Annotated in this window: 22 protein-coding genes and 1 riboswitch; of the genes, 11 read left to right on the top strand and 11 right to left on the bottom strand. The window is 69.1% G+C overall.

The genetic code is table 11. The annotated features are described in order from the left end of the window. Window positions 1–27 precede the first annotated feature (27 nt). On the top strand, window positions 28–822 hold the full coding sequence (locus EV138_RS11440; RefSeq protein ID WP_133978481.1) for a phytanoyl-CoA dioxygenase family protein: 795 nt from the start codon (window positions 28–30) through the stop codon (window positions 820–822). 148 nt (window positions 823–970) lie between these two features. Next, on the top strand, window positions 971–1,264 hold the full coding sequence (locus EV138_RS11435; RefSeq protein WP_112246185.1) for an HU family DNA-binding protein: 294 nt from the start codon (window positions 971–973) through the stop codon (window positions 1,262–1,264). A 33-nt stretch (window positions 1,265–1,297) separates the two neighbouring features. Here EV138_RS11435 and EV138_RS11430 read toward each other — a convergent pair whose 3' ends face one another. Next, window positions 1,298–1,501: a hypothetical protein gene (locus EV138_RS11430; RefSeq protein ID WP_133978479.1), complete on the bottom strand. Its 204-nt coding sequence runs from the start codon at window positions 1,499–1,501 to the stop codon at window positions 1,298–1,300. Window positions 1,502–1,700: 199 nt separating this feature from the next. Here EV138_RS11430 and EV138_RS11425 point away from each other — a divergent pair, with 199 nt between their 5' ends. Further along, complete coding sequence (locus EV138_RS11425) at window positions 1,701–3,656, top strand: M13 family metallopeptidase (RefSeq protein ID WP_133978477.1); 1,956 nt, start codon at window positions 1,701–1,703, stop codon at window positions 3,654–3,656. Window positions 3,657–3,722: 66 nt separating this feature from the next. Here EV138_RS11425 and EV138_RS11420 read toward each other — a convergent pair whose 3' ends face one another. The 8 genes from EV138_RS11420 to EV138_RS11385 form a co-directional block, all read right to left on the bottom strand. Further along, window positions 3,723–4,133, bottom strand: a complete 411-nt coding sequence (locus EV138_RS11420) for a VOC family protein (protein WP_133978475.1) — start codon at window positions 4,131–4,133, stop codon at window positions 3,723–3,725. 243 nt (window positions 4,134–4,376) lie between these two features. Further along, on the bottom strand, window positions 4,377–5,810 hold the full coding sequence (locus EV138_RS11415) for an aminopeptidase P family protein (protein ID WP_133978472.1): 1,434 nt from the start codon (window positions 5,808–5,810) through the stop codon (window positions 4,377–4,379). A 33-nt stretch (window positions 5,811–5,843) separates the two neighbouring features. Continuing rightward, on the bottom strand, window positions 5,844–6,263 hold the full coding sequence (gene panD, locus EV138_RS11410) for an aspartate 1-decarboxylase (RefSeq protein WP_133981847.1): 420 nt from the start codon (window positions 6,261–6,263) through the stop codon (window positions 5,844–5,846). 126 nt (window positions 6,264–6,389) lie between these two features. Next, on the bottom strand, window positions 6,390–7,193 hold the full coding sequence (locus tag EV138_RS11405; RefSeq protein ID WP_166678553.1) for a neocarzinostatin apoprotein domain-containing protein: 804 nt from the start codon (window positions 7,191–7,193) through the stop codon (window positions 6,390–6,392). A 92-nt stretch (window positions 7,194–7,285) separates the two neighbouring features. Continuing rightward, window positions 7,286–8,719, bottom strand: a complete 1,434-nt coding sequence (locus EV138_RS11400; protein WP_133978468.1) for an FGGY family carbohydrate kinase — start codon at window positions 8,717–8,719, stop codon at window positions 7,286–7,288. Continuing rightward, window positions 8,706–10,103: an alpha,alpha-trehalose-phosphate synthase (UDP-forming) gene (locus EV138_RS11395; RefSeq protein WP_112246207.1), complete on the bottom strand. Its 1,398-nt coding sequence runs from the start codon at window positions 10,101–10,103 to the stop codon at window positions 8,706–8,708. The genes EV138_RS11400 and EV138_RS11395 overlap by 14 nt, the downstream gene beginning before the upstream one ends. Window positions 10,104–10,109: 6 nt before the next feature. Continuing rightward, a complete protein-coding gene (locus tag EV138_RS11390) occupies window positions 10,110–11,108 on the bottom strand; it encodes a Gfo/Idh/MocA family protein (protein WP_133978465.1) in 999 nt (332 codons plus the stop codon). After that, window positions 11,099–12,535 carry an amidase gene (locus EV138_RS11385; RefSeq protein WP_238158070.1) on the bottom strand — a complete coding sequence of 479 codons (1,437 nt, stop codon included), beginning with the start codon at window positions 12,533–12,535 and terminating at the stop codon, window positions 11,099–11,101. The genes EV138_RS11390 and EV138_RS11385 overlap by 10 nt, the downstream gene beginning before the upstream one ends. Before the next feature lie 147 nt (window positions 12,536–12,682). Between EV138_RS11385 and EV138_RS11380 the strand changes: the two genes are divergently transcribed. The 3 genes from EV138_RS11380 (at window position 12,683) to otsB (ending at window position 14,410) form a co-directional block, all read left to right on the top strand. Next, window positions 12,683–12,994 carry a DUF3263 domain-containing protein gene (locus tag EV138_RS11380; protein ID WP_133978463.1) on the top strand — a complete coding sequence of 104 codons (312 nt, stop codon included), beginning with the start codon at window positions 12,683–12,685 and terminating at the stop codon, window positions 12,992–12,994. 67 nt (window positions 12,995–13,061) lie between these two features. Further along, window positions 13,062–13,580 carry a LytR C-terminal domain-containing protein gene (locus EV138_RS11375; protein WP_238158069.1) on the top strand — a complete coding sequence of 173 codons (519 nt, stop codon included), beginning with the start codon at window positions 13,062–13,064 and terminating at the stop codon, window positions 13,578–13,580. Then, window positions 13,577–14,410 carry a trehalose-phosphatase gene (otsB, locus tag EV138_RS11370; protein WP_133978459.1) on the top strand — a complete coding sequence of 278 codons (834 nt, stop codon included), beginning with the start codon at window positions 13,577–13,579 and terminating at the stop codon, window positions 14,408–14,410. The genes EV138_RS11375 and otsB overlap by 4 nt, the downstream gene beginning before the upstream one ends. Here otsB and EV138_RS11365 read toward each other — a convergent pair. Beyond that, a complete protein-coding gene (locus EV138_RS11365; RefSeq protein ID WP_238158068.1) occupies window positions 14,376–14,852 on the bottom strand; it encodes a hypothetical protein in 477 nt (158 codons plus the stop codon). The two genes, otsB and EV138_RS11365, sit on opposite strands and share 35 nt — an antisense overlap. A 45-nt stretch (window positions 14,853–14,897) precedes the next feature. Between EV138_RS11365 and EV138_RS11360 the strand changes: the two genes are divergently transcribed. From EV138_RS11360 to EV138_RS11345, 4 genes are all read left to right on the top strand, one after another. Continuing rightward, on the top strand, window positions 14,898–15,845 hold the full coding sequence (locus EV138_RS11360) for a DNA-3-methyladenine glycosylase family protein (protein ID WP_133978458.1): 948 nt from the start codon (window positions 14,898–14,900) through the stop codon (window positions 15,843–15,845). Between the two features lie 57 nt (window positions 15,846–15,902). Then, window positions 15,903–17,153 (top strand): cation:proton antiporter, encoded by a 1,251-nt coding sequence (locus EV138_RS11355; RefSeq protein ID WP_133978456.1) that lies wholly within the window; start codon window positions 15,903–15,905, stop codon window positions 17,151–17,153. Between the two features lie 65 nt (window positions 17,154–17,218). Beyond that, window positions 17,219–17,358, top strand: a riboswitch (SAM riboswitch). A gap of 10 nt (window positions 17,359–17,368) precedes the next feature. Then, window positions 17,369–18,637, top strand: a complete 1,269-nt coding sequence (gene thrC / locus EV138_RS11350) for a threonine synthase (RefSeq protein WP_133978454.1) — start codon at window positions 17,369–17,371, stop codon at window positions 18,635–18,637. Next, complete coding sequence (locus tag EV138_RS11345; RefSeq protein ID WP_133978452.1) at window positions 18,634–18,912, top strand: ubiquitin-like small modifier protein 1; 279 nt, start codon at window positions 18,634–18,636, stop codon at window positions 18,910–18,912. The genes thrC and EV138_RS11345 overlap by 4 nt, the downstream gene beginning before the upstream one ends. Here EV138_RS11345 and EV138_RS11340 read toward each other — a convergent pair. Further along, on the bottom strand, window positions 18,909–19,853 hold the full coding sequence (locus EV138_RS11340) for a helix-turn-helix domain-containing protein (RefSeq protein WP_133978450.1): 945 nt from the start codon (window positions 19,851–19,853) through the stop codon (window positions 18,909–18,911). The genes EV138_RS11345 and EV138_RS11340 overlap by 4 nt on opposite strands. 72 nt (window positions 19,854–19,925) lie before the next feature. Between EV138_RS11340 and EV138_RS11335 the strand changes: the two genes are divergently transcribed. Next, on the top strand, window positions 19,926–20,936 hold the full coding sequence (locus tag EV138_RS11335) for a saccharopine dehydrogenase NADP-binding domain-containing protein (protein ID WP_133978448.1): 1,011 nt from the start codon (window positions 19,926–19,928) through the stop codon (window positions 20,934–20,936). Window positions 20,937–20,968 lie beyond the last annotated feature (32 nt).

Genomic DNA, 20,968 nt, shown 5'->3' with positions numbered 1-20,968 from the left:
GGGGCGCGGGCTGGTGAGATCGGGGGTATGCCGACTTCCAACGGGTACCGCCTCGATGAATCCGCTCACCGCTTCGGCCGGCTGGCCGTAGTACCGGAGGCAGAGGTGAGGGATCGGGAGGCGTTGCGGGCGCGACTGGCTCGGGACGGGTATCTGTATCTGCGCGGGTTGCTGCCTGTGGCCGACGTGGAGGCGTTTCGGCGGTACTACTTCTCGAAGATCGACGCCGTGGGCGAAGACCGGGCCGGGTTCCGGAAGGTGTTGTTCGGGGAGATCGTGCCGGGGGCGGAGTACGCCGCTTTCTGCTCGCAGCCGGCGTTGCGCGGATGGTTCGAGTGGTTCCTGGGTGGCGAGACGTTCCTGCACAAACGCAAGATCATCCGGCGGACACTGCCGGGGGAGAACGGCATCGGTACGGCGACGCAGGCGCACTACGACCTGGTCTACCTGCGCGAAGGGACCGATCAGGTGCTGTCCGCATGGATCCCGCTCGGCGACTGCCCGGTGACGCTCGGCGGGCTCACCTACCTCGAAGGCAGCCACCACCGAGTACTGCGTGACGAGGTTCTGGGGCAGTTGAAGCGGCCGGCCGCGTCCATCACGGCCGATCTGCCGCGGCTGGCAGAGGAGTACGACGCGCGCTGGCTGGTCGCCGACTACGAGGCGGGCGACGTCGTCGTCCACACGGCGCACACGATCCACGCGGCCCTCGACAACGTGTCCGAGACGGCGAGACTCTCGACCGACATCCGCTACCAGCGCGCCGACGCTGCCGTGGACGAGCGCTGGCAGTCCGACTGGCACGACCAGGACAACCTCTGACCCACCGTGGATCCGCCGCGGGCCGGGCGGGGATTTCGACCGGAATCCGGACTCCTCTCGCTAACGACTTTCATTTCGGTTAAGGTTTTCGCGATCGGCCGGACGGCGGATGGGCAGCCGCACCGGGGATCCGAGTCTGAGGAGAACCGTGAATCGCAACGAGTTGGTCGCCGGTGTGGCATCGAAGGCGGGCATCCCGCGGAACCAGGCCGAGAAGGTCCTCGACGCGCTCGGCGACGTCGTCACCGAGGCTGTGCAGAAGGGCGACAAGGTGTCGCTGACCGGTCTGCTGAGCATCGAGCGGGTACTGCGCGCGCCGCGCACCGGCCGCAATCCGCAGACCGGCGAACCGCTGTCCATCCCGGCTGCCTACTCGGTCCGGCTGTCCTGCGGAAGCCGCCTCAAAGCAGCGGCCCGCGGCAACCTCCGCACCGTCAACTGACGCAGGGGACGCGGCAGTCGGCCGCTGCGACCGTCATGGGCTCGGCAGCGTTGTGGTGCCGAATCTGATCGGGTCACAGTCCATGTGGTCGTGGTGGCCCGAGACGGTCATCGCTGGGCCTGCCGGGGGTGGTGCTGCCGGGACGGCCGAGGCGGTGAGGCCGCCGAGGAGCAGGACCGAGAGTCCGAGGAGCGCCATGAGTGCGCGGCCGGCTTTGAGAGCTCCGTAGTACGGCATGGCGGGGACCTCCTGGTTGATGCCGGAGCCGCCTGGACGCGCTGAGTCAGCCGACGGAGCGGCTCCCTTCAATCTAGGCCAACGTCCGCGCGAGGCGAACGGTTCAGCGGCATCGGATTCCGGGCTCCGGGTGGCTCCGTGCGCCGGGTACTGTCTGGCAGTGGGGTGTGTCGAACGATCGAACGAAACGGGAGCACCGATGACTGCTGGGGTCGAGTTCAACGACCTGTCCACGACCGTCCGGCCGCAGGACGATCTGTACCGGCATACGAACGGACCGTGGCTGGACCGGACCGAGATCCCTGCGGACAAGGCGATCTACGGCGCGTTCCAGGCGCTCTGGGACACCGCCGAACTCGATGTCCGCGCGCTCGTGGAGAAGGCCGCCGAGGCCGGCCATCCCGAGGGCAGCGAGGCGCGCAAGATCGGTGACCTCTACCAGTCGTTCATCGACGAGGAGCGGATCGAGAGCCTCGGCGCGACCCCGATCACGGATCAGCTCGAGCTGGTCGGTTCGGCCAAGGACCTGAACGGTTTCCTCGAGGCGCTCGGCAAGCTCGAACTCCAGGGCGTCCCCGGGCTCTTCTACTACGGCGTCGACGTCGATGCCAAGAAGTCCGACGAGTACATCGTCCATGTCATGCAGGGCGGCCTGAGCCTCCCCGACGAGTCGTACTACCGCGATGACAAATTCGCGGACGAGCGTACGGCGTACGTCGCGCATGTGACCCGGATGCTCGAACTGGCCGGCCTGCCTGATCCCGCCGGTGCCGCCGAGCGGATCATGGCGCTGGAGACCCGGCTCGCGGCGGCGCACTGGGACCGGGTGAAGGACCGCGACGTCACTCTCACCTACAACAAGCTCGACCGGGCTGCCCTGGACGCGCTGACTCCCGGCTTCGACTGGTCGGTCTGGCTGGCGGGCGCCGGCGTACCGGAGGACGCGTTCGCTTCGCTGATCGTGCGTGAGCCTTCGTACCTCACCGCCGCGGCTTCGGCGGTGCAGGAGCTCGACCTCGAGGACTGGAAGGTCTGGCTCAGCTGGCGGATCGTGCACAGCGCGGCCCCGCTGCTGAGCAAGGCCTTCGTCGACGAGAACTTCGCCTTCTACGGCCGGGTGCTGACGGGCGCGCCGGAGCTCCGTGCGCGCTGGAAGCGGGGCCTCGGCGTCGTCGAGTCCGCGCTCGGTGAGGCGCTCGGTCAGCTGTACGTCGCGGAGCATTTCCCGCCGGTCGCCAAGGCCCGGATGGTCGAACTGGTCGCGAACCTGGTCGAGGCGTATCGCCAGCGGATCAACGCGGTGGAGTGGATGAGCCCGGAGACCCGGCAGCGTGCGCTCGACAAGCTCGGCCGGTTCACGCCGAAGATCGGCTACCCGGACAAGTGGAAGGACTACAGCGCCCTCGAGATCCGGGTCGACGACCTGGTCGGCAACCTCCGCCGGTCCACGGCGGTCGAGACCGCGCGCGACCTGGCCAAGCTGGGTAAGCCGGTCGATCGGGACGAGTGGCAGATGACGCCGCAGACCGTGAACGCGTACTACAACCCGCGGATGAACGAGATCGTCTTCCCGGCCGGCATCCTGCAGCCGCCGTTCTTCCACCTGGACGCCGACGACGCGGTCAACTACGGCGCGATCGGCGCGGTGATCGGGCACGAGATCGGGCACGGGTTCGACGACCAGGGCTCGAAGTACGACGGCGACGGCAACCTGAACGACTGGTGGACCGACGAGGACCGGGCCGCCTTCGAGGAGCGCGCCGGCAAGCTCACCGAGCAGTACAACGCGCTGGAGCCGTCGGAAGCGCCTGGCCACAAGGTGAACGGCGCACTCACGCTGGGCGAGAACATCGGTGACCTCGGCGGCCTGTCGATCGCCTACACGGCGTACCGGATCTCGCTCGGTGACGCCCCGGCGCCGGTCGTCGACGGCATCCCCGGCGAACGCCGCTTCTTCCTCGCCTGGGCCGCCGCCTGGTCCACCAAGACCCGCGAGGCCGAAGTCATCCGCCGCCTCGCCCTCGACCCCCACTCCCCGCCGGAGTTCCGCTGCAACGCGGTCGTCCGCAATCTCGAAGAATTCCACACCGCCTTCGAGGTAGCCCCTTCCGACAAGATGTGGCTGGCCGAAGAAGACCGCGTCCGCATCTGGTAATCCCTTGTACTGCGGGGAAATCCCCCACGCGGCCTTCCCCGCAGTACGGCGATGTCTTCTTCGCGGCTACTTGCGCCAAGGCATGTGTTGGAGGGTCCACGTGTTGCCGTCCGGGTCGGCGAACCACGCGTAGAACACGCCACCGGCGTCCTCCACGGGTGCCACATCGACCCCTCGCCCGATCAACTCCTCGCGCGCTGCCTCGATGTCGGCGACCACGAGGTGCAATCCACGCAACGACCCCACCGGCATGTCCATCTGCTGCAGCCCGGTGCTCAGGGTGATCGAGCAGTACGAACCCGGCGGTGTGAGCTGAACGATGCGGACACCCTCCGCCGGGCTCACGTCGACATCGACCTTGAAGCCGGCTTTCTCGGTGTAGAACGCCTTTGCCCGGTCGAGGTCACTGACCGGCACCAGCACGAGCTCCAGCAGGAACGCCCCGGGGCGAACCTCGGGGGTCGGGTTGTCTGTCATCACAAGCCAATCTGTCGCGAACGGTGAAAAAGTCAGGCGGATGGCCGCCTAGCTGCTGGAGGTGGAAACAAATTTGCACATAGCGATTGGTTGTTTCCAGCGAACAGCCTCACCACTCACGTCGGAACAGATCGACCGATCTCGACATGCCTCCACCGGAGCCGGAGGCGCAGCGAGCAGGGACGACGGAGGAGTGGACTGCGGGAGGTCGCGTGGGGCCTACCTCCCGCAGTACTCGGAGGGTTAGGAGGCCATCCAGTTTTGGAGGGCTTCTACGTCTCGGGGCATGGCGGCGGAGAGGTTTTCGGTGCCTTCGGGGGTGATGAGGATGTCGTCCTCGATGCGGATGCCGATGCCGCGGAGGTCTTCGGGGACGGTGAGATCCTCGGCCTGGAAGTAGAGGCCGGGTTCGACGGTGAGGACGTAGCCGGCTTCGACATTGCCCTTGTTGTACTTCTCGTTGCGGGCCGCGGCGCAGTCGTGGACGTCGAGGCCGAGCATGTGGCTGACGCCGTGCAGGGTGTAGCGCTGGTAGATGCCGCTGCTCGGGTCGAGCGCCTCGTCGGCGGAGACCGGGAGGAGTTCCATCTGCTCGAGGCCGCGGACCAGTACTTCGATGGCCGCGTTGTGGCCGGAGCGGAACGGTACGCAGGGGCGCAACGCGGCGATGCCGGCGTTCTGGGCGTCGAGCACCAACTGGTACAGGTCACGCTGGCGTGGGGTGAACTCGCCGCTGACCGGGAAGGTGCGGGTGATGTCCGCGGTGTACAGGTTGCGGTTCTCCACGCCCATGTCGAGCAGCATCAGGGTGCCGTTGTTCACCGGGCCGTCGTTCTCGATCCAGTGCAGCGTGGTCGCGTGCGGGCCGGCGGCGGCGATCGAGGTGTACCCGACGTCGTTGCCTTCCGCGCGGGCGCGCCGCCAGAAGGTGCCCTCGATCCAGCGCTCGCCGTACTTGCGGACCTTGTCCATCTCGCTCAGTACGTCGGAGAAGCCGCGGTGCGTGATCGCGCAGGCGTCGCGGAGCTGTTCGAGCTCGAAGGCGTCCTTGACCAGCCGCAGCTCGGACAAGGTGAAGGCGAGTTCCGCGTCGCGCTCGGCCTCGGTGCCGAGTCCGATCAGCAGCGAGGAGATCGAGCTCTCCTCGCCGCGGCGGACGCGGGTCGGGACGTCGCTCTTCAGCGCGCCGGCCAGCTGGTCGACGTGCCGGGTCTCGATCCCGAACTCCTTGGCGGTCTCGGTCAGCGACGGGCGGCGGCCGGCCCACAGCTCGCCGTACATCCGGTCGCGCCAGAACTCCTCGCCCTCGGCGCGGTCCGCGCGGGGCCGGAAGTACAGCACCGAGTCGTGGCCGCTGGTGCCGTTCGGCTCGAGCACGAGGACCGCGTCGGAGGTCTGGTCGCCGACCAGCCAGACGTAGTCGGTGTGCGGGCGGAACACGTAGTCCGTGTCGTTGGAGCGCACCTTGTAGGTGCCGGCCGGGATCACCAGCCGCTCACCGGGGAAGACCCGCGAGAGTGCGTCCCGGCGCTTCGCGGCCCACGGCCCGACCTCGCTGAGCGGGACGTCGGCGCGCTCGATGTCGCCCCAGCCGGAGTTCATGAACTGGCGCAGTTTTTCCTGCGGCTCGTTGTCGTGCGTCGCCGTCTTCGGAGCGTTCTCCGTGCTTTCCGTCATCGTCGACCTGTCCTCGTCGTCTGCGCCTGATCGTCAGCGCGTGTGCAGTTGATCGCCGCGGAGCGTGCCGGTGTCGGGCAGGGCTTCGGCGGGGTCCGAGCCGATGCGGGTGATCGCATTGCGCTCGTCCACGAAGACTACGCTCGGTTCGAAGATCTTCGCCTCGGCGGTGTCGAACATCCCGTACGCGATCAGGATGACCAGGTCGCCGGGGTGGATCAGGTGCGCGGCGGCGCCGTTGATGCCGACGATCCCGGAGTCGCGGGGACCTTCGATCAGGTACGTCGACAGCCGGTTGCCGTTGGTGATGTCGACGATGTCGACCTTCTCACCGGGCAGCAGGTTCGCCGCCTCCATCAGCGTCGCGTCCAGCGTGCAGGACCCGACGTAGTCCAGGTCCGCCTGGGTGACGGTGGCCCGGTGCACCTTGGACTTCATCATCTCGCGCAACATGGCGCTCATCATCCAGCCCACCCCCACCCCTGTCAGTGGCAGCCGTCACCTTCCAGCCGCAGGAGAGGGAAAGCAAGGGAAGGAAAGCGAAAGAAGGCGAGAGAAGGGAGGTGGGTGAGGTTGCGGTCAGTTGGTCGTGCGGAAGGCGAGCGGCGTGCTCATGTCGCCGAACCAGAAGACGCCGAAGCTGTCGTCGGGTTGGCCGGCCGAGTCGAGTACGGCGACCGACAGGACGCAGTCGCCGAGGTTGTAGTCGGCCTCGCAGTCCTCACCGTCGACGAGGATCCGCTTCGCCAGGTAGTACGTGGAGTAGGTGCCGTCGCTGTGGACGCGGGTGGTGACGACCTTGCCCGGCTGGTAGCAGCCGGTCTCCTGGATGATGTCGAAGCACGCGCGTTCGACGATCTGGACCTGATGGCCTTCGGCGCCATGTGCGGTGCCGCGGACCCTGACCCACTGCGCGGCCGCGAGGTCCGTGCTCGGCGTCGCACTGATGGTGGCTGGTGATCCCCTGAATCTCAGTGCCACGGACTCCAGGATCAACCGCTGACCGGCGCCGTCGTACCCGACCGCGAAGAGGTGACAGACGTCCGCGCGGCAGTACGTCGGTCTCGGCTGGCCGACGTCGCGTTGCCACCAGACCGGGTCGCCCAAGGTGACCTGGGTGGAGATCCGGCCGGTCGCGCCGGCGGTCACGGTCAAGGTGTTGAGGCAGACACGATCCGGAGTGTCGCCGAACACGTCGCACTGGACGACCTGGACCTCTGAGCCGGGGGCGAAGCCGTGGGCGGTGACCCGGACCTGGTCGCCCCCGGCCAGGCCGGTCGTCCGGCTGACCTGGATCGATGGGGGCGGTGGTGTCGCGGTGGCGATCGCGGGCGCCAGGACGAAGAGCAGTGTTGCGGCTGTCAGGGCAGCAAGAACTTTCACGGTGTTCCCCCAGCTGATCAGGATCGAGACCCCCCTGGCCCCGGAACCTTCCTACCTGCGATGTAGTCGCAGCGCTAGGGGAAGCCGTTGGATCAGGTGTTCAGGACGGCGGAGGCTTGGGCCGCCAATGCTCTCAGCGATTCGTAGCGAGGGCGCAGGGCGGCGACTCGCTCGACGTCTGTGGCTACCGGCTTCAGGGATTCGCCGCCGGGGGACGGGGAGAGGCCGAGGGCTACTGCTGCGGCGCCGCGGGCGCCGACCTCGGCTTCGGCGCAGACCTCGGTGGGGCGGGCGAAGGTCGCGGTCAGGCACTTGCGCCACCAGGCCGAGGCGTCGATCCCGCCGCCGCCCAGGACGACCTGCAGGTCCCGCCCGAACAAGCCGTCGAGCATCCGCAGGCCCCGGTCGATCTCGAGCGAAGCGCCTTGCAGGGAAGCGGCGAGGAGGTCGGCAGCGGTGTCGTCGAACGACAGCCCGAAGTACGCGCCGGAACCGCCCGGCACGGTTTCCGGCGGTCTCGTGCCGGCCTGGAACGGGATGCCGATCACGCGGGACGAACCGATCTCGACCCCGGTCGGCTCGCGGTGCTCGGCGTCGAGCTGCAGTACGGCGGTGAGCCAGGCGTGCAGGTTTCCGGCGGCGGAGAAGGCCATCCCGGTCACCGCGCGCCGGTCGTCGACGCGATACCGCCACAACTCCCACGGCAGTTCGGGCGCCCCGTCGATCGGATGCACGACCCGCACGGCAGCCGACGTACCGACCGTCACGGCGGCCGTCGTCTCGTCGTACCCGCCGGTCCCGACGTTCGACGCGGCACCGTCGCCGGTCGGCGGATGAATCGGTACGCCGGCGAGCGCGGGCCAGCGCAACGCGAAGGCCGACGACAGTACTCCGGTCCAGCCGGTCGGCACGATCGCGGGCAGCTGCGACTCGGAAACCCCTGCCACAGCAAGGGCTTCGGCGTCGTACGAGCCGGTGGCCAGGTCCAGCGTGCCCGTGCCGGAGGCGATCGACACCGAGGTGACGCGCTCGGAAGTCAGTCGCTCCAGGACGAGATCCGGGAGGCCGGCGTACGACGAAGGGCTGACCACTGATCGCAGCCAGGGGATCCGCCGGGTCCAGTACAGGCGGTGCAACCAGGCACCGGTCCGGGCGTGGAAAGCGTGCTCGTCGAAGGAGGAGTCGACAGTGGGCGGCACGGAACGCGTGTCCACCCAGGGGATCACCGGCGTCAACGCCTGACCCGTGCCGGCGAGCGCGACGATCGAGTGCCACTGCGAGGACAGCACGATGTCGCTGATGTCGGTGAGATGCCCGTTCTGCTGCAGTTCGTCGAGGCAGCCCAGCAGCCCCTCGATGTAGTCGTGCAGATCGATGGTCGCCTCGCCACGTCCGCCGTACGTCGGGGCGATCTTGTGCCGGGCCAGCGCGCCGGGCACGGGCGACGCGTCGGGGGAGAGCACCAGTGCGCGCGCCGACGACGTTCCCAGGTCCAGGGCGAGCACGCGCCCGTCAGTCTTCGGCATGCAGCGCCTTGAGGAAGGAGGCGGCCCAGACGTTCACGTCGTGGGCGGCCAGGTGCTTGCGCATCGCCTTCATCCGGCGGCCGAGTTGCCGGTCGTCGGTGTTCATCGCGTCGACGATGGTGTCCTTCATCCCGTTGATGTCGTGCGGGTTCACCAGGAAGGCCTGCCGGAACTCGTCGGCCGCACCGGCGAACTCGCTCAGCACGAGCGCACCCGTGTCGTCGTACCGGCAGGCGACGTACTCCTTGGCGACCAGGTTCATCCCGTCGCGCAACGGCGTCACCACGGCGACGTCGGCGGCGCGGAAGAGGGCCGCCATCTCGGTGCGCGAGTACGACGTGTGCAGGTAGTTGATCGCCGGGGTGCCGATGCGGCCGTGCTCACCGTTGATCCGGCCGACCAGGAGTTCGATCTCGTCCCGCAGTACGCGGTACTGCTCGACGCGCTCGCGTGACGGCGTCGCCACCTGGATGAAGACGGCGTCGTCGACCGAGACGCGACCCTCGTCGAGGAGCTCGCCAAAGGCGCGCAGCCGTTGCCGGATGCCCTTGGTGTAGTCGAGCCGGTCGACGCCGAGCAGGATGTGCGCCGGGTTGCCGACCTCCTTGCGCATCTCCTTGGCCCGCTCCTCGGTCTCCGGCTGGCGGGCGAGCTGCTCGAGCTCGCCGACGTCGATGGAGATCGGGAACGCCTTGGCCCGGACGATCCGGTCGTCGGGCAGGTGGATGCGGTCGCCGCGGGTCCGCAGACCCATCCGGTTGCGGGCCAGCCGGGCGAAGTTCGACGCGGCACCGGGCCGCTGGAAGCCGACCAGGTCGGCACCCATCAACCCGTCCAGGATCTGCCGCCGCCACGGCATCTGCGCGAACAGCTCGGTGGGCGGGAACGGGATGTGCAGGAAGAAACCGATCCGTACGTCGGGACGCAGGCGGCGCAGCATCGCCGGGACGAGCTGCAACTGGTAGTCGTGCACCCAGACCACCGCGTTGTCGTCGGCCGCGTCGGCGGCGGCCTCGGCGAACCGGCGGTTCACCGCGACGTACGACTCCCACCACTCGCGGTGGAACTCGGGCGGCACGATCACGTCGTGGTACAGCGGCCAGAGCGTCGCGTTGGAGAAGCCTTCGTAGTACAGCTGGATGTCCTCGGCCGACAGCGTCACCGGGACCAGGTGCATACCGCCCTCGTCGAACGGGTCCACCTTCTCGTCCGCGCCGCCGGTCCAGCCGATCCAGGCGCCGTGGTGGCGCTGCATCACCGGTGCCAGCGCGGTGACCAGCCCGCCTGGGCTGCGGCGCCAAGCTGTTGTGCCGTCGGGCATCTCGATCCGGTCGACCGGCAGCCGGTTGGCCACCACCACGAAGGAACTGCGTCCGCTCGGCATCAGTAGTTATCCACCCAGGTATTCGTCGTCGCCGGGGTAGCTGACCCCGATCTGTCTACGGGTTTCGTCGAGCAGCTCGAGGATCTCGACCGTGGCGGCGTGCGGGAGTGCGGGGCACTCGACCAGGCCGGCGCGCATCGAGCGCATCACCTCGGCTGCTTCATAGTGGTACCCAAGGCCATGCACCGGTACGTCGACCCGCTCGTCACCCGAGGCGGTCTGGCGTACGTAGTACTCCGGGTGGTGGAACGCGCCCGGCAGCAGCAGCGAGCCCTCCGGACCACTGACCGACGCGGTGAACGGGTGATGCGAGCGCAGTCCGCAGGTGAGCGCGGCCACGGCGCCGGAGGCGTACTTCCAGGCCATCGCCACGCTGAGGTCGACGCCGTCCTCATTGAGAGATCCGACGGCCTTGACCTCCTCGGGGCGGCCGAGCGCCATGTAGCCGAACGTCATCGGGTAGATGCCGCCGTCCATCAGGATGCCGCCGCCCAGGTCGCGGTCGAGCAGCCGCGGCGCGAGCTGCTGGCGATGGAACCCGAAGTCCGCCAGCGCCTGCATCGGCTCGCCGACCACACCCTTGGCCAGGTCCGCGAACATCGCCTGGACGACGGGGTTGGTGCGCATCCACATCGCCTCGGCGAAGAGGGTGTCGTTCTCGACGGCCACCGCGATCAGGTCGCGGGCCTGCTTGGCCGTCAGCGTGACCGGCTTCTCGCACAGCACCGCGATACCGGCCTGCAAGGCGGCCCGGGCGATCGAGTAGTGCTGCGGATGCGGGGTGCCGATGTAGAGCACGTCCACCACGCCGGAATCGATCAGCCGCTGGTAGTCGTCGAACCGGTGCTCGATCCCGAACTCCGCACCGAACCGCTCGGCACTGTCCTGGGAACGGGACGCGATCGCGGTCACCACGGCGTCGTCCAGTACCGCGAGGTCCTTGGTGAACGAGGTGGAGATATTGCCGGTAGCAACAATTCCCCAGCGGACGCGATCTATACCCACTGTCTGAACTCCGGGGTCGGGAACGGGCCGTGTGCCTTGATTCTCGCGGTTTCGAACGCGTGAGCCAAGCGAATGAGGGTGGCATCACTCCGGCCGGTGCCGTGGAACGTGATGCCGACCGGCAGTCCTTCGACCGATCCGGACGGCACCGAGATGAGCGGGTAGCCGGCCAGGGCGGCATGGGTCGACGAGCTGCCGAGGACGTGATCGCCGTTGACCAGGTCGATCGACCAGGCCGGCGAGTACGACGGGGTGACGAACGCGTCGAGCTGGTGGTCACGGAGCAGGCCGTCGATCCCGTCGCGGCCGGCCCGGAGCGCCGACAACCGGGCGGCCACGTAGACCGGTGAGTCCAGTCCGTCGGTCTGCTCGGACCGCTCGAACAGCTCCTGGCCGAAGTACCGCAGCTCCTCGTCCGCATGCGCCTTGTTGAACGCGATCACGTCGGCGAGAGTGCGCGGACCGCCGGGGTGACGGGTCGCGAGGTACGCCGCGAGGTCGACCTTCATCTCGTGGAACAGGATCGCGACCTGGTCCTCCTCGCTGCCCGGCGTCGGCAGCGACAAGCCGTCCACGACGGTCGCGCCGGCCGCCGACAACAGCGACAGGGCCTCCTCGGTGACCCGGTCGAGGCCGAGCGAATACCCCCACAGCGGACCACGCGGTACGCCGATCCGTACGCCGGTCAGGTCGTCGTCGAGGCAGTGCGCTTCGTAGTCCGTGCCGCCGCCGGTCATCACGGTCAGCAGCGCGGCTGCTTGCCGGACCGTCTTCGTCATCGGGCCGGCGGTGTCCTGGGAGTGTGACAGCGGGATGATCCCCTGCTGCGGGATCAGGCCGACGGTCGGCTTCAGTCCGACGATCCCGTTCAGCGCAGCCGGGCAGACGATCGACCCGTTCGTCTCCGTGCCGATGGCGAGCTCCGCGAGGCCGGCGGCGACCGCGGCGCCGGAGCCGCTGGACGAGCCGCCCGGGGAACGGTTCAACGCATACGGATTGCGGGTGAGACCGCCGTACCCGCTCCAGCCGGACGACGAGGACGAGCCGCGGAAGTTGGCCCACTCGCTCAGGTTGGTCTTGCCGAGCACGATGCAGCCCGCTTCGCGCAGGCGGCGGACCAGCGGGGCGTCGTACGGCGGTGGAGGCTGGTCGGCCAGGGCGAGGGAGCCTGCGGTGGTCGGCAGGTCGGCGGTGTCGATGTTGTCCTTCACCAGGACCGGCATCCCGTGCAGCGGGCCGCGGATCCGGCCGTCCGCACGTTCCGTGTCCAGACGGGCGGCTTCGGTCAGCGCGGCTGGGTTCGGCGTGCAGACACTGTTGATCAGCGGGTCCACCTCGGACTGCCGGGCCTGCAGCTCTTCGACCGTCGCGATGGCGGGTCGCGGGCCGGGCGACACGTCGCCGGGGCCCTGTCGAGTTGAGCTCACACCGACGATCCTGCCAGAGTTGGGCCCGCCTGACCGTCCGCCCGACATGTCGCCGCCACCAGGCGCAGGGTGAATGACATGACTGTTGTTCACCCGTACAGTGGAACGCGGACGGACGATCACCGACCGCACGGGAGACACCAGCAGATGGACAGCGCCAACGCCAGCTCCTCCGGCTCCGCCGCCGAAGCAGCCCAGCCGGCCGTCGCTGGGTTGTCGGACCGCGACGGAGCGATCCTGGGCTTCGAGCGGCACTGGTGGAAGTACGCCGGCGCCAAGGAGCAGGCGATCCGGGACCAGTTCCAGATGTCGGCGACCCGCTACTACCAGGTGCTGAACGCGCTGATCGACCGCCCCGAGGCACTCGCGCACGACCCGCTGCTGGTCAAGCGGCTCCGTCGTCTCCGCGCCGCCAGGCAGCGCGCCCGCTCCGCCCGTCGCTTGGGCATCGAGGTCTGAATTGACACCCCGCTACAGGGACGACAAGGGCCAGGTCCTTTCGTCTCTCGTCGCTGTGCTTGCCGTCGTGGCCATCGTCGGTGGGCTGCTGGTGCTGTTCGGGACGAGGGGCAGCAGTTCCGCGGCCGACTCCGGCCCGAAAGCCTCGACGCCCACGCCTTCCGCTTCAGCGGTCACCAAGCCGACGCCGAGCGCCGAGCCGTCGACCGCGCCCACCTCGGCCCCGACGTCGGCGCCGACCTCCGCACCTTCTTCTGAACCGACCACCCAGCCGACCTCTGCGCCGCCTGTCGAGCCCTCTGTTCCGGTCTCCGAGCGGCCCGCCGTCGAGGTGTACAACAACACCCCGCGCAAGGGACTCGCCGAGGACGTCTCGATCCGTGCCCGGCAGGCCGGCTGGACCGTGGCCGGCCGCGACAACTGGCACGGCAAGATCGTCACCAGCACCGTCTACTTCCCGGCCGGCATGGAAGCCGCGGCCGTCCAGCTCGCCAAGGACATCCACGTGGGCCGGACCAAGGACGCGCTGGACAACATGAAGAAGGACAGGCTGACCGTCATCCTGACGACGGACTACGCCGGATGAGTACCCCCGTTCTGGCGACACCGGCCGGGCGGGAGGGCTGGGAGGCGATCGTCAAGGATCCTGCCGGGGCGGTGATCGCTTCGGACTTCGACGGCACTCTGTCGCCCTTGGTCGAGGACCCGGCGATGTCCCGCGCGGCCGACGGAGCACTGGATGCACTCGCCCGCCTGGCCGGGACTGTCGGGCAGGTAGCGATCGTCACCGGTCGACCTGCGCTGGTCGCCACCGAGCTGTCCGGTGTCAGCGGGCACGCAGGACTCGGGCGACTCGTAGTACTGGGTCACTACGGGTTGGAGCGTTGGGAGGCCTCGACAGGGGCCATCACGAGCGAGCCGGTGCCGGAGGGTGTCGCTGTCGCCCGCGAGCGCCTACCCGGCGTACTGCAAGAGGCGGGGCTGCCGGACGCCTATGTCGAGGACAAGGACAGCTCGCTGGCCGTTCACACCCGCAGACTGCCTGATCCCGTGGGTGCTCTGGAGGCGTTGCGTACGCCGCTGTCGGAGCTGGCGGAGTCGGTCGGCCTGCACCTGGAGCCGGGCAACCTCGTCCTGGAGTTGCGCCCACCCGGTATCGACAAAGGCGTTGCCCTGCGTCGTTTGCTCGAGAGCAGCGGCGCCCGCTCCGTCCTGTACGCCGGGGACGATCTGGGCGACCTCGCAGCCTTCAAGGCGATCGACAGCCTCCGCAGCGACGGCCTGTACGCCGTACTGGTCGCTGCTCGTTCCTCAGGGGCAACTGGGCTCATCGAGTCGGCCGACATCGTCGTGGACGACCCTGCGGGGGTCGTCACGGTGCTCACCGCTCTCGCGGACGCGATCGCAACGCGCTGAACGCCTGGCTCAGCGTCCGGCCGAGCGGCTGCACCGGGTGTTCGGTGTAGCTCCCGTCGGCGAGGTCGGCCAACCGCTCGAAGATGTTGCGGGACGCCGGGCAGCCGGTGCGGAGGAAGGACCAGCCGGCCGCGACGGCGTACAGCGGCAGCATCGGGAGGCCGATCAGGCAGAAGTACTGCCAGGAGTGCCGTTCCTCGTGCCGGACCAGTCGCGGCTGCTCCTCGAAGTACGCGCGGTCGTGCTTGGTCAGGATGAGGTTCCCGATCGTGAAGGCGCCGGCCACCGGGAACTTCGGCCGGTACCCCGTCGCGTAGAACAACCCCCGCGGCCCCCGGCTGATCCGCGCCCGCCCGGCCAGTGCGACCAGGACGCCGGTGAGCGTGGAGAGGTTGAGCGTGTTCACCACCAGCTTCACAGCCTGCCACCCCGACATCGCCATGACTCAGTATGTGGTTCTGTCGGCGGGGTAGGTAAGACTTGCGCCGTGAGTTCGGTGGTACGACGGTGGCGGCCCGGGCGGCCTGTGGATCCCCAACTGGTGATCGGGGGACTGCGGAAGGGGCCTGGCGATCCTGCCTACGTGTACGACGGACGCACTGTCTGGCGCGCCACCAGGACGCCCGACGGACCGGTGCTGCTGCGCTTGACCCCGTACCCCGGGGTGGCTGAGGTCGAGGCCGAGGCGTGGGGGCCGGGAGCGAGCTGGGCGCTGGACGGCGTACCGGAACTGCTCGGGGAAGCGGACAGCTGGGAAGGTTTCGAGCCGCTGCCGGAGCACAAGCCGCTGGTGGAGGCAGCCAGACGGTTCTCCCACTTCCGGGTGCCGCGGACGCGAGCGGTGTTCGAGGCGATGGCCGCTGCCGGGATCGAGCAGGTCGTGACCGGGAAGGAAGCGTTCGCCGGCTGGCGGATGCTGCTGCGCGAGTACGGCGAACCGGCGCCGGGGCCAGGGTCGCCGGACGGCCGCCGGATGATGGTCCCGCCGTCGCCGGAGCAGTGGCGGCTGATTCCGTCGTGGCAGTGGTTGCGCGCGGGTGTCGAGGGCCGTCGTTCGCGGGTGGTCATCACGGCGGCGACGCGCGCGGTCGCCTTGGAGCGGACGCTCGAGCTGACCGACTCCGCCGAGATCGAGCGGCGGCTGCGATCGCTGCCGGGCGTCGGGGTGTGGACGGCAGCCGAAGTACGGCAGCGGGCGCACGGCGACGCCGACGCGTTCTCGTTCGCCGACTATCACGTCTCCCGCAACGTCTCGTACGCCTTGACCGGTGAGGAACTCGACGACGAAGGCACCGCCGAACTCATCGAGCCATACCGCGGTCATCGCTACCGCGTCCAGGCCCTGCTGCAGCTGTCCGGTCTCGGCCACCCGCGGTACGGACCCCGCAAGTCCCTCCCCACCCACACTCCCGGAGCTACCCACCGGCTGCGCTGAGTGGCCACCGCGATCACTTGAACAAGTTTCGACCACGGGCCATTAGGGTCGAGGCAAATGCGAATCGATGGGGACGGGCTCTACCTGGTCGCCGGAGTGGCGTTGCTGGTCGGCGCGATCCTGCCGCGGCTGCTGCGCCGGTATGCGATCTCGGCTCCGATCGCCTTCGTCGGCGCCGGGCTGCTGCTCGGCCTGGCGGTGGACCGGAGCCACCTGAGCCCGATCGCGGAACCAGGGCTGACCAAGCATCTGGCCGAGCTGACCATTCTGATCGCGCTGATGGGCGTCGGGCTGGCGATCGATCGTCCGATCGGCTGGCGGCGCTGGAAGGTGACCTGGCGACTGCTGCTGATCGCCATGCCGGCCTGCATCGCCGCCGTGGCGGGAGCCGGCTGGCTGCTCGGTCTGGCGCCCGCGACGGCTCTGCTGCTCGGCGCCGTGCTCGCGCCGACGGACCCGGTGCTCGCCTCCGACGTCCAGGTCCAGGGACCGACGACCGGCGACGGCGCGGAGCCCGAGGAGGACGACGAGGTGCGCTTCGCGCTGACCTCGGAGGCCGGACTGAACGACGGACTGGCGTTCCCGTTCGTCTATGCGGCGGTGTTCGCCGCGACCAAGGGCGCGGTCGGCGACTGGGGACTGGAGTGGTTCGCCTGGAACCTGGTCGGCAAGACCGTGATCGGCATCGCCGTCGGGGTCGCGGCCGGCTGGCTGCTCGGCCGGATGGCCTTCGCGGCGCCGTCGCGCACGTTCCGGCTGGCCGACTCCCGCGAGCCGGTCTTCGCCCTCGCGGTGACGTTGGGGGTCTACGGTCTGGCCCAGGTGCTGCACGGCTACGGCTTCATCGCCGTGTTCGTGGCCGCCCTGACGCTGCGGGCGGCCGAGCGCGGTCACGACTTCCACCAGGAACTGCACGGCTTCGTCGAGGAGCTCGAACACATCCTGACCTGGGGCATCCTGCTCCTGCTCGGGGTCGCCATCACCGGCGGGATCCTGAAACCGCTGACCGTGGCCGGCGCGGCAATCGGGGTCGGGCTGGTACTGGTGATCCGCCCGCTGACCGCGTGGCTCTCGCTGCGGGGGACGCCGCTCGGGCCGTCCGAGCGCTGGGTGACCGCCGCGTTCGGTGTGCGCGGGGTCGGTTCGGTGTTCTACCTGGCCTACGCGGCCGAGGATTTCGGGCCCGAGCTGCCGTCGCTGTGGGCGACCGTCGCCTTCACGGTGGTCTTCAGTGTGCTGGTCCACGGAATGGCGGCCACACCGCTGATGCGGATGCTGGAGTCGCGCCGCGAACGCGCGCGGGAGTGAGATCGGCTGTCTCGGATAGTGGGAATGCCGGACACAATGTGGACCCGATTGGGTAACCTCGGCAGTGCTCATCCAGAGGGACTGAGGGAAACGGCCCGTTGAAGTCCCGGCAACCCTCCCCGTTGACGTCCTCGATCCGAGGCGCTCGCGGCGGAACGGTGCCAAATCCGTCCCGCGCCGAGATCCGGTCCGGGGAAGATGAGGAGGGAACCTCCATGAGCCAGAGCACCGCCACCGCCCCGCACACCATCCGTGAAGGTGCCTTCGGCAACGGAACGCACCTGAGCTGCCGGGCTTGTGGCGCGAAATCCGAACTCGGCCCGTTCTACGCCTGTATGGAGTGCTTCGGTCCGCTGGAGGTCGGGTACGAGTTCCCGGCCATCACGCGTGAGCAGATCGAAGCCGGACCCAAGAACATCTGGCGCTACCAGCCACTGCTGCCCGTCCCGGTCGACGTGGCCAGCTACCCGAACACCGAGCCCGGCTACACCCGGCTGATCGACGCCGGCAACCTGGCTCGCGAGCTCGGCCTGCGCAAGCTGTGGGTGAAGGACGACTCCGGCAACCCGACCCACTCCTTCAAGGACCGGGTCGTCGCCAGTGCGCTCAGCGCCACCCGCGAGCTCGGCATGAAGGTGTTCGCCTGTCCCTCCACCGGCAACCTGGCCAACGCCGTCGCCGCCGCGGCCGCCCGGGCCGGGATCCGCTCGGTCGTCTTCATCCCGCACGACCTCGAGCGCCCGAAGGTGATCACCACCGCCGTGTACGGCGGCACGCTGGTCGCCGTCGAGGGCAACTACGACGACGTGAACAAGCTCGCCTCCGAGATCGCCGGTGAGGAGGACGGCTGGGCGTTCGTGAACGTCAACGTCCGCCCGTACTACTCCGAGGGCTCCAAGACGCTCGCCTTCGAGATCGCCGAGCAGCTCGGCTGGCGGATCCCGCAGCAGGTGGTGATCCCGGTCGCGTCCGGTTCGCAGCTGACCAAGATCGACAAGGGCTTCACCGAGCTCGGCAAGCTGGGCCTGGTCGACGCCACCGACTACAAGATCTACGGCGCGCAGGCGACCGGCTGCTCGCCCGTCGCCCAGGCGTTCCGCGACGGGTACGACGTGGTCAAGCCGGTCAAGCCGGACACCATCGCGAAGTCGCTGGCGATCGGCAACCCGGCCGACGGACCGTACGTGCTCGACGTCGCCCGGCGTACCGGCGGGGTGATCGAGGACGTCAGCGACGAAGAGGTCATCGAAGGCATCCAGCTGCTGGCCCGGACCGAGGGCATCTTCACCGAGACCGCGGGTGGCGTCACCGTCGCGACGCTGAAGAAGCTGATCGCGACCGGCCAGCTCGACCCCGAGGCCGAGACGGTGATCATCAACTCCGGCGACGGGCTCAAGACGCTCGACGCCGTGGCCGACCGGGTCGGCCCGAAGGTGACCATCCCCGCGTCCTACGACGCCTTCGTGAAGGCAGGTCTGCAGTGAGTGTGAGCGTGCGCGTCCCGACCATCCTGCGGCCCTACACCCAGGGTGCCTCCGAGGTGTCCGTCGAAGGTTCGACGCTGAGCGAGGTGCTGGAGTCGCTGGACACGTCGTACCCGGGCATCAAGGGCCGGGTCCTGGACGAGTCCGGTGAGCTGCGCCGGTTCGTCAACGTGTACGTCGACAACGACGACGTCCGGTTCTCCGAGGGCCTGCAGACCGCGATCAAGGACGGCGGCCAGGTCTCGATCATCCCGGCCGTCGCCGGCGGCTGCTAGATCCTCGCAGTGCGGAACGAGCGGCGGTAGGTGTCCGGTGGGACGCCGACGATCCGCTTGAACTGACGACGTAGCGTCGTCGCGGTGCCCAGGCCGGTGGCGACGGCGACCGCTTCGACGCTCTCGTCGGTGGATTCCAGGAGTTCCTGCGCCCGGCGTACGCGCTGGGTCAGGAGCCATTGGATCGGCGCCTGCCCGGTGACGGCCCGGAACTGGCGGCCGAGGTGGCGAGGGCTCGTGTTCGCCTTGCGGGCCAGGTCGGTGACGGTCAGCGGCTGGTCCAGCCGCTCCTGGGTCCAGGCGAGCAACCTGGCCAGCTGATGGTCGCCGGAGACCTGGATCGGCGTGGTGACGAACTGGGCCTGACCGCCATCACGATGCGGTGGTACGACGAGGCGGCGGGCGACCGTGTTCGCCACGGCCGCGCCGTGATCGAGGTTGACCAGGTGCAGGCACAGGTCGACCGCGGCCGCCTTGCCGGCGGCGGTGAGGACTTGGCCGTTGTCGGTGTAGAGCACATCCGGGTCGACCAGCGCCAGTGGATACCGGGCGCTCAGCTCATCGGCGTGGGCCCAGTGGGTCGTCGCCCGGCGCCCATCGAGAAGCCCGGCGGCGCCGAGGACGAACGCCCCGGTGCACAGAGAGGCGATCCGGGCACCTGCCTCGTACGCCGCTCGCACGGCCTCCACCAGTTCCATCGGCAGCGGGTCGTCGACATCGACGTACGCGGGCACGACCACGGTGTCGGCGGTGACCAGGTGCTCCAGGCCGTGGTCCGGCTCGAGCTGGAACGGGCCGACCTGGATCGGACCGGGCCCACAGAGCGACACGTCGTACCAACTGCTTTCGGACCCGCGTGGGGGATTGCCGAAGATCTCGTACGCGACGCCGAGCTCGAAGTGCAGGATGCGGCCCGCGGTGGCCAGCGCCAGGGTGTGCATGTCCGAAAGTGTACGCATGGTGTCGTTCGGGACTCTCACAGTCGGAGGGGTCCGACCGGCAGAGTGGACCGCATGAGCGATATCGAGGAATCAGCAGTGGTTGTCTACGGCGCTACAGGTCACACGGGTCGGTTCGTCGTCGAGGAGCTAGTCCGGCGCGGCCTGACCCCGGTGGTGTCCGGGCGGGACGGGGCTCGGTTGGAAGCGTTGTGGGCCGGCCTGGAGGTTCGGCCGGCGACGGTCGACGACCCGGGCTCGCTGGACAAGGCCCTGGCCGGAGCAGCAGCGGTGATCAACGCGGCCGGGCCGTTCGCGGTGACGGCCGGGCCGGTGCTCGAAGCGGCTTTGCGGGCAGGGATTCCGTACCTGGACGTCGCGGCCGAGATCGAGGCGAACGTGACGACCTACACGTCCGGCGCCGAAGGTGTTCCCGTCGTACCGGCGATGGCCTTCTACGGCGGACTGGGCGATCTGCTGGTGACCGCGGCGATGGGTGAGTGGACGGCCGCGGACGAGGTGCATGTCGCCTACGGGTTGAGCAGTTGGCATCCGACGCCGGGCACGCGAGTCGCCGGCGAGGTGTCACACGATCGTCGTGGGGGCCGCCGCGTCCGGTTCACGGGCGGCGCGCTCGAGTACCACGACGAGAAGCTGGCGGAGGAGGATTGGCGCTTCCCGGAGCCACTCGGCCGGCGGGCTGTCGTCGCGGGGTTCACGATGGCTGATGTGGTGACTGTTCCCAGCCACCTGGACGTGCCCGAGGTTCGTACCTACATGAGCGTCGAGGCGGCGCGGGATCTGGCCGACGCGGACACCCCGGCCCCTTCGGTCGACTCGTCGGGCCGCTCGGACCAGACCTTCGTCGTCGATGTCCTGGTCCGCGCGGGCGGCGTCGAGCGTCGCGCGAGCGCCTCCGGTCAGGACATCTACGCCGTCACCGCGCCGCTCGTCGTCGAGGCCGTCCAGCGGATCTTGGACGGTCGCTTCCGGACCACCGGGATCGCGTCGGCCGGCGCGATGTTCGACGCGGCCGACTTCCTGCGCTCGTTGGCTCCGCACCTCTCGGTCGAGCTGCCCGGCTGAGCGGTGTCGGCTGGCCTGGGCGGCCGTTGTCA

Origin of the sequence: Kribbella voronezhensis (assembly GCF_004365175.1) — a bacterium.
Taxonomy (GTDB): domain Bacteria; phylum Actinomycetota; class Actinomycetes; order Propionibacteriales; family Kribbellaceae; genus Kribbella; species Kribbella voronezhensis.
This window is presented reverse-complemented; position numbering and strand designations above follow the sequence as displayed.

What these genes read in the sequence shown, in the direction of transcription:
- EV138_RS11395 (WP_112246207.1), bottom strand. Translation starts at nt 10,103, where the DNA reads ATGCCGAGCGGACGCAGTTCCTTCGTGGTGGTGGCCAACCGGCTGCCG.
- otsB (WP_133978459.1), top strand. Translation starts at nt 13,577, where the DNA reads ATGAGTACCCCCGTTCTGGCGACACCGGCCGGGCGGGAGGGCTGGGAG.
- EV138_RS11425 (WP_133978477.1), top strand. Translation starts at nt 1,701, where the DNA reads ATGACTGCTGGGGTCGAGTTCAACGACCTGTCCACGACCGTCCGGCCG.
- EV138_RS11420 (WP_133978475.1), bottom strand. Translation starts at nt 4,133, where the DNA reads ATGACAGACAACCCGACCCCCGAGGTTCGCCCCGGGGCGTTCCTGCTG.
- EV138_RS11400 (WP_133978468.1), bottom strand. Translation starts at nt 8,719, where the DNA reads ATGCCGAAGACTGACGGGCGCGTGCTCGCCCTGGACCTGGGAACGTCG.
- EV138_RS11380 (WP_133978463.1), top strand. Translation starts at nt 12,683, where the DNA reads ATGGACAGCGCCAACGCCAGCTCCTCCGGCTCCGCCGCCGAAGCAGCC.
- EV138_RS11365 (WP_238158068.1), bottom strand. Translation starts at nt 14,852, where the DNA reads ATGGCGATGTCGGGGTGGCAGGCTGTGAAGCTGGTGGTGAACACGCTC.
- EV138_RS11355 (WP_133978456.1), top strand. Translation starts at nt 15,903, where the DNA reads ATGCGAATCGATGGGGACGGGCTCTACCTGGTCGCCGGAGTGGCGTTG.
- EV138_RS11340 (WP_133978450.1), bottom strand. Translation starts at nt 19,853, where the DNA reads ATGCACACCCTGGCGCTGGCCACCGCGGGCCGCATCCTGCACTTCGAG.
- thrC (WP_133978454.1), top strand. Translation starts at nt 17,369, where the DNA reads ATGAGCCAGAGCACCGCCACCGCCCCGCACACCATCCGTGAAGGTGCC.
- panD (WP_133981847.1), bottom strand. Translation starts at nt 6,263, where the DNA reads ATGTTGCGCGAGATGATGAAGTCCAAGGTGCACCGGGCCACCGTCACC.
- EV138_RS11335 (WP_133978448.1), top strand. Translation starts at nt 19,926, where the DNA reads ATGAGCGATATCGAGGAATCAGCAGTGGTTGTCTACGGCGCTACAGGT.
- EV138_RS11415 (WP_133978472.1), bottom strand. Translation starts at nt 5,810, where the DNA reads ATGACGGAAAGCACGGAGAACGCTCCGAAGACGGCGACGCACGACAAC.
- EV138_RS11430 (WP_133978479.1), bottom strand. Translation starts at nt 1,501, where the DNA reads ATGCCGTACTACGGAGCTCTCAAAGCCGGCCGCGCACTCATGGCGCTC.
- EV138_RS11440 (WP_133978481.1), top strand. Translation starts at nt 28, where the DNA reads ATGCCGACTTCCAACGGGTACCGCCTCGATGAATCCGCTCACCGCTTC.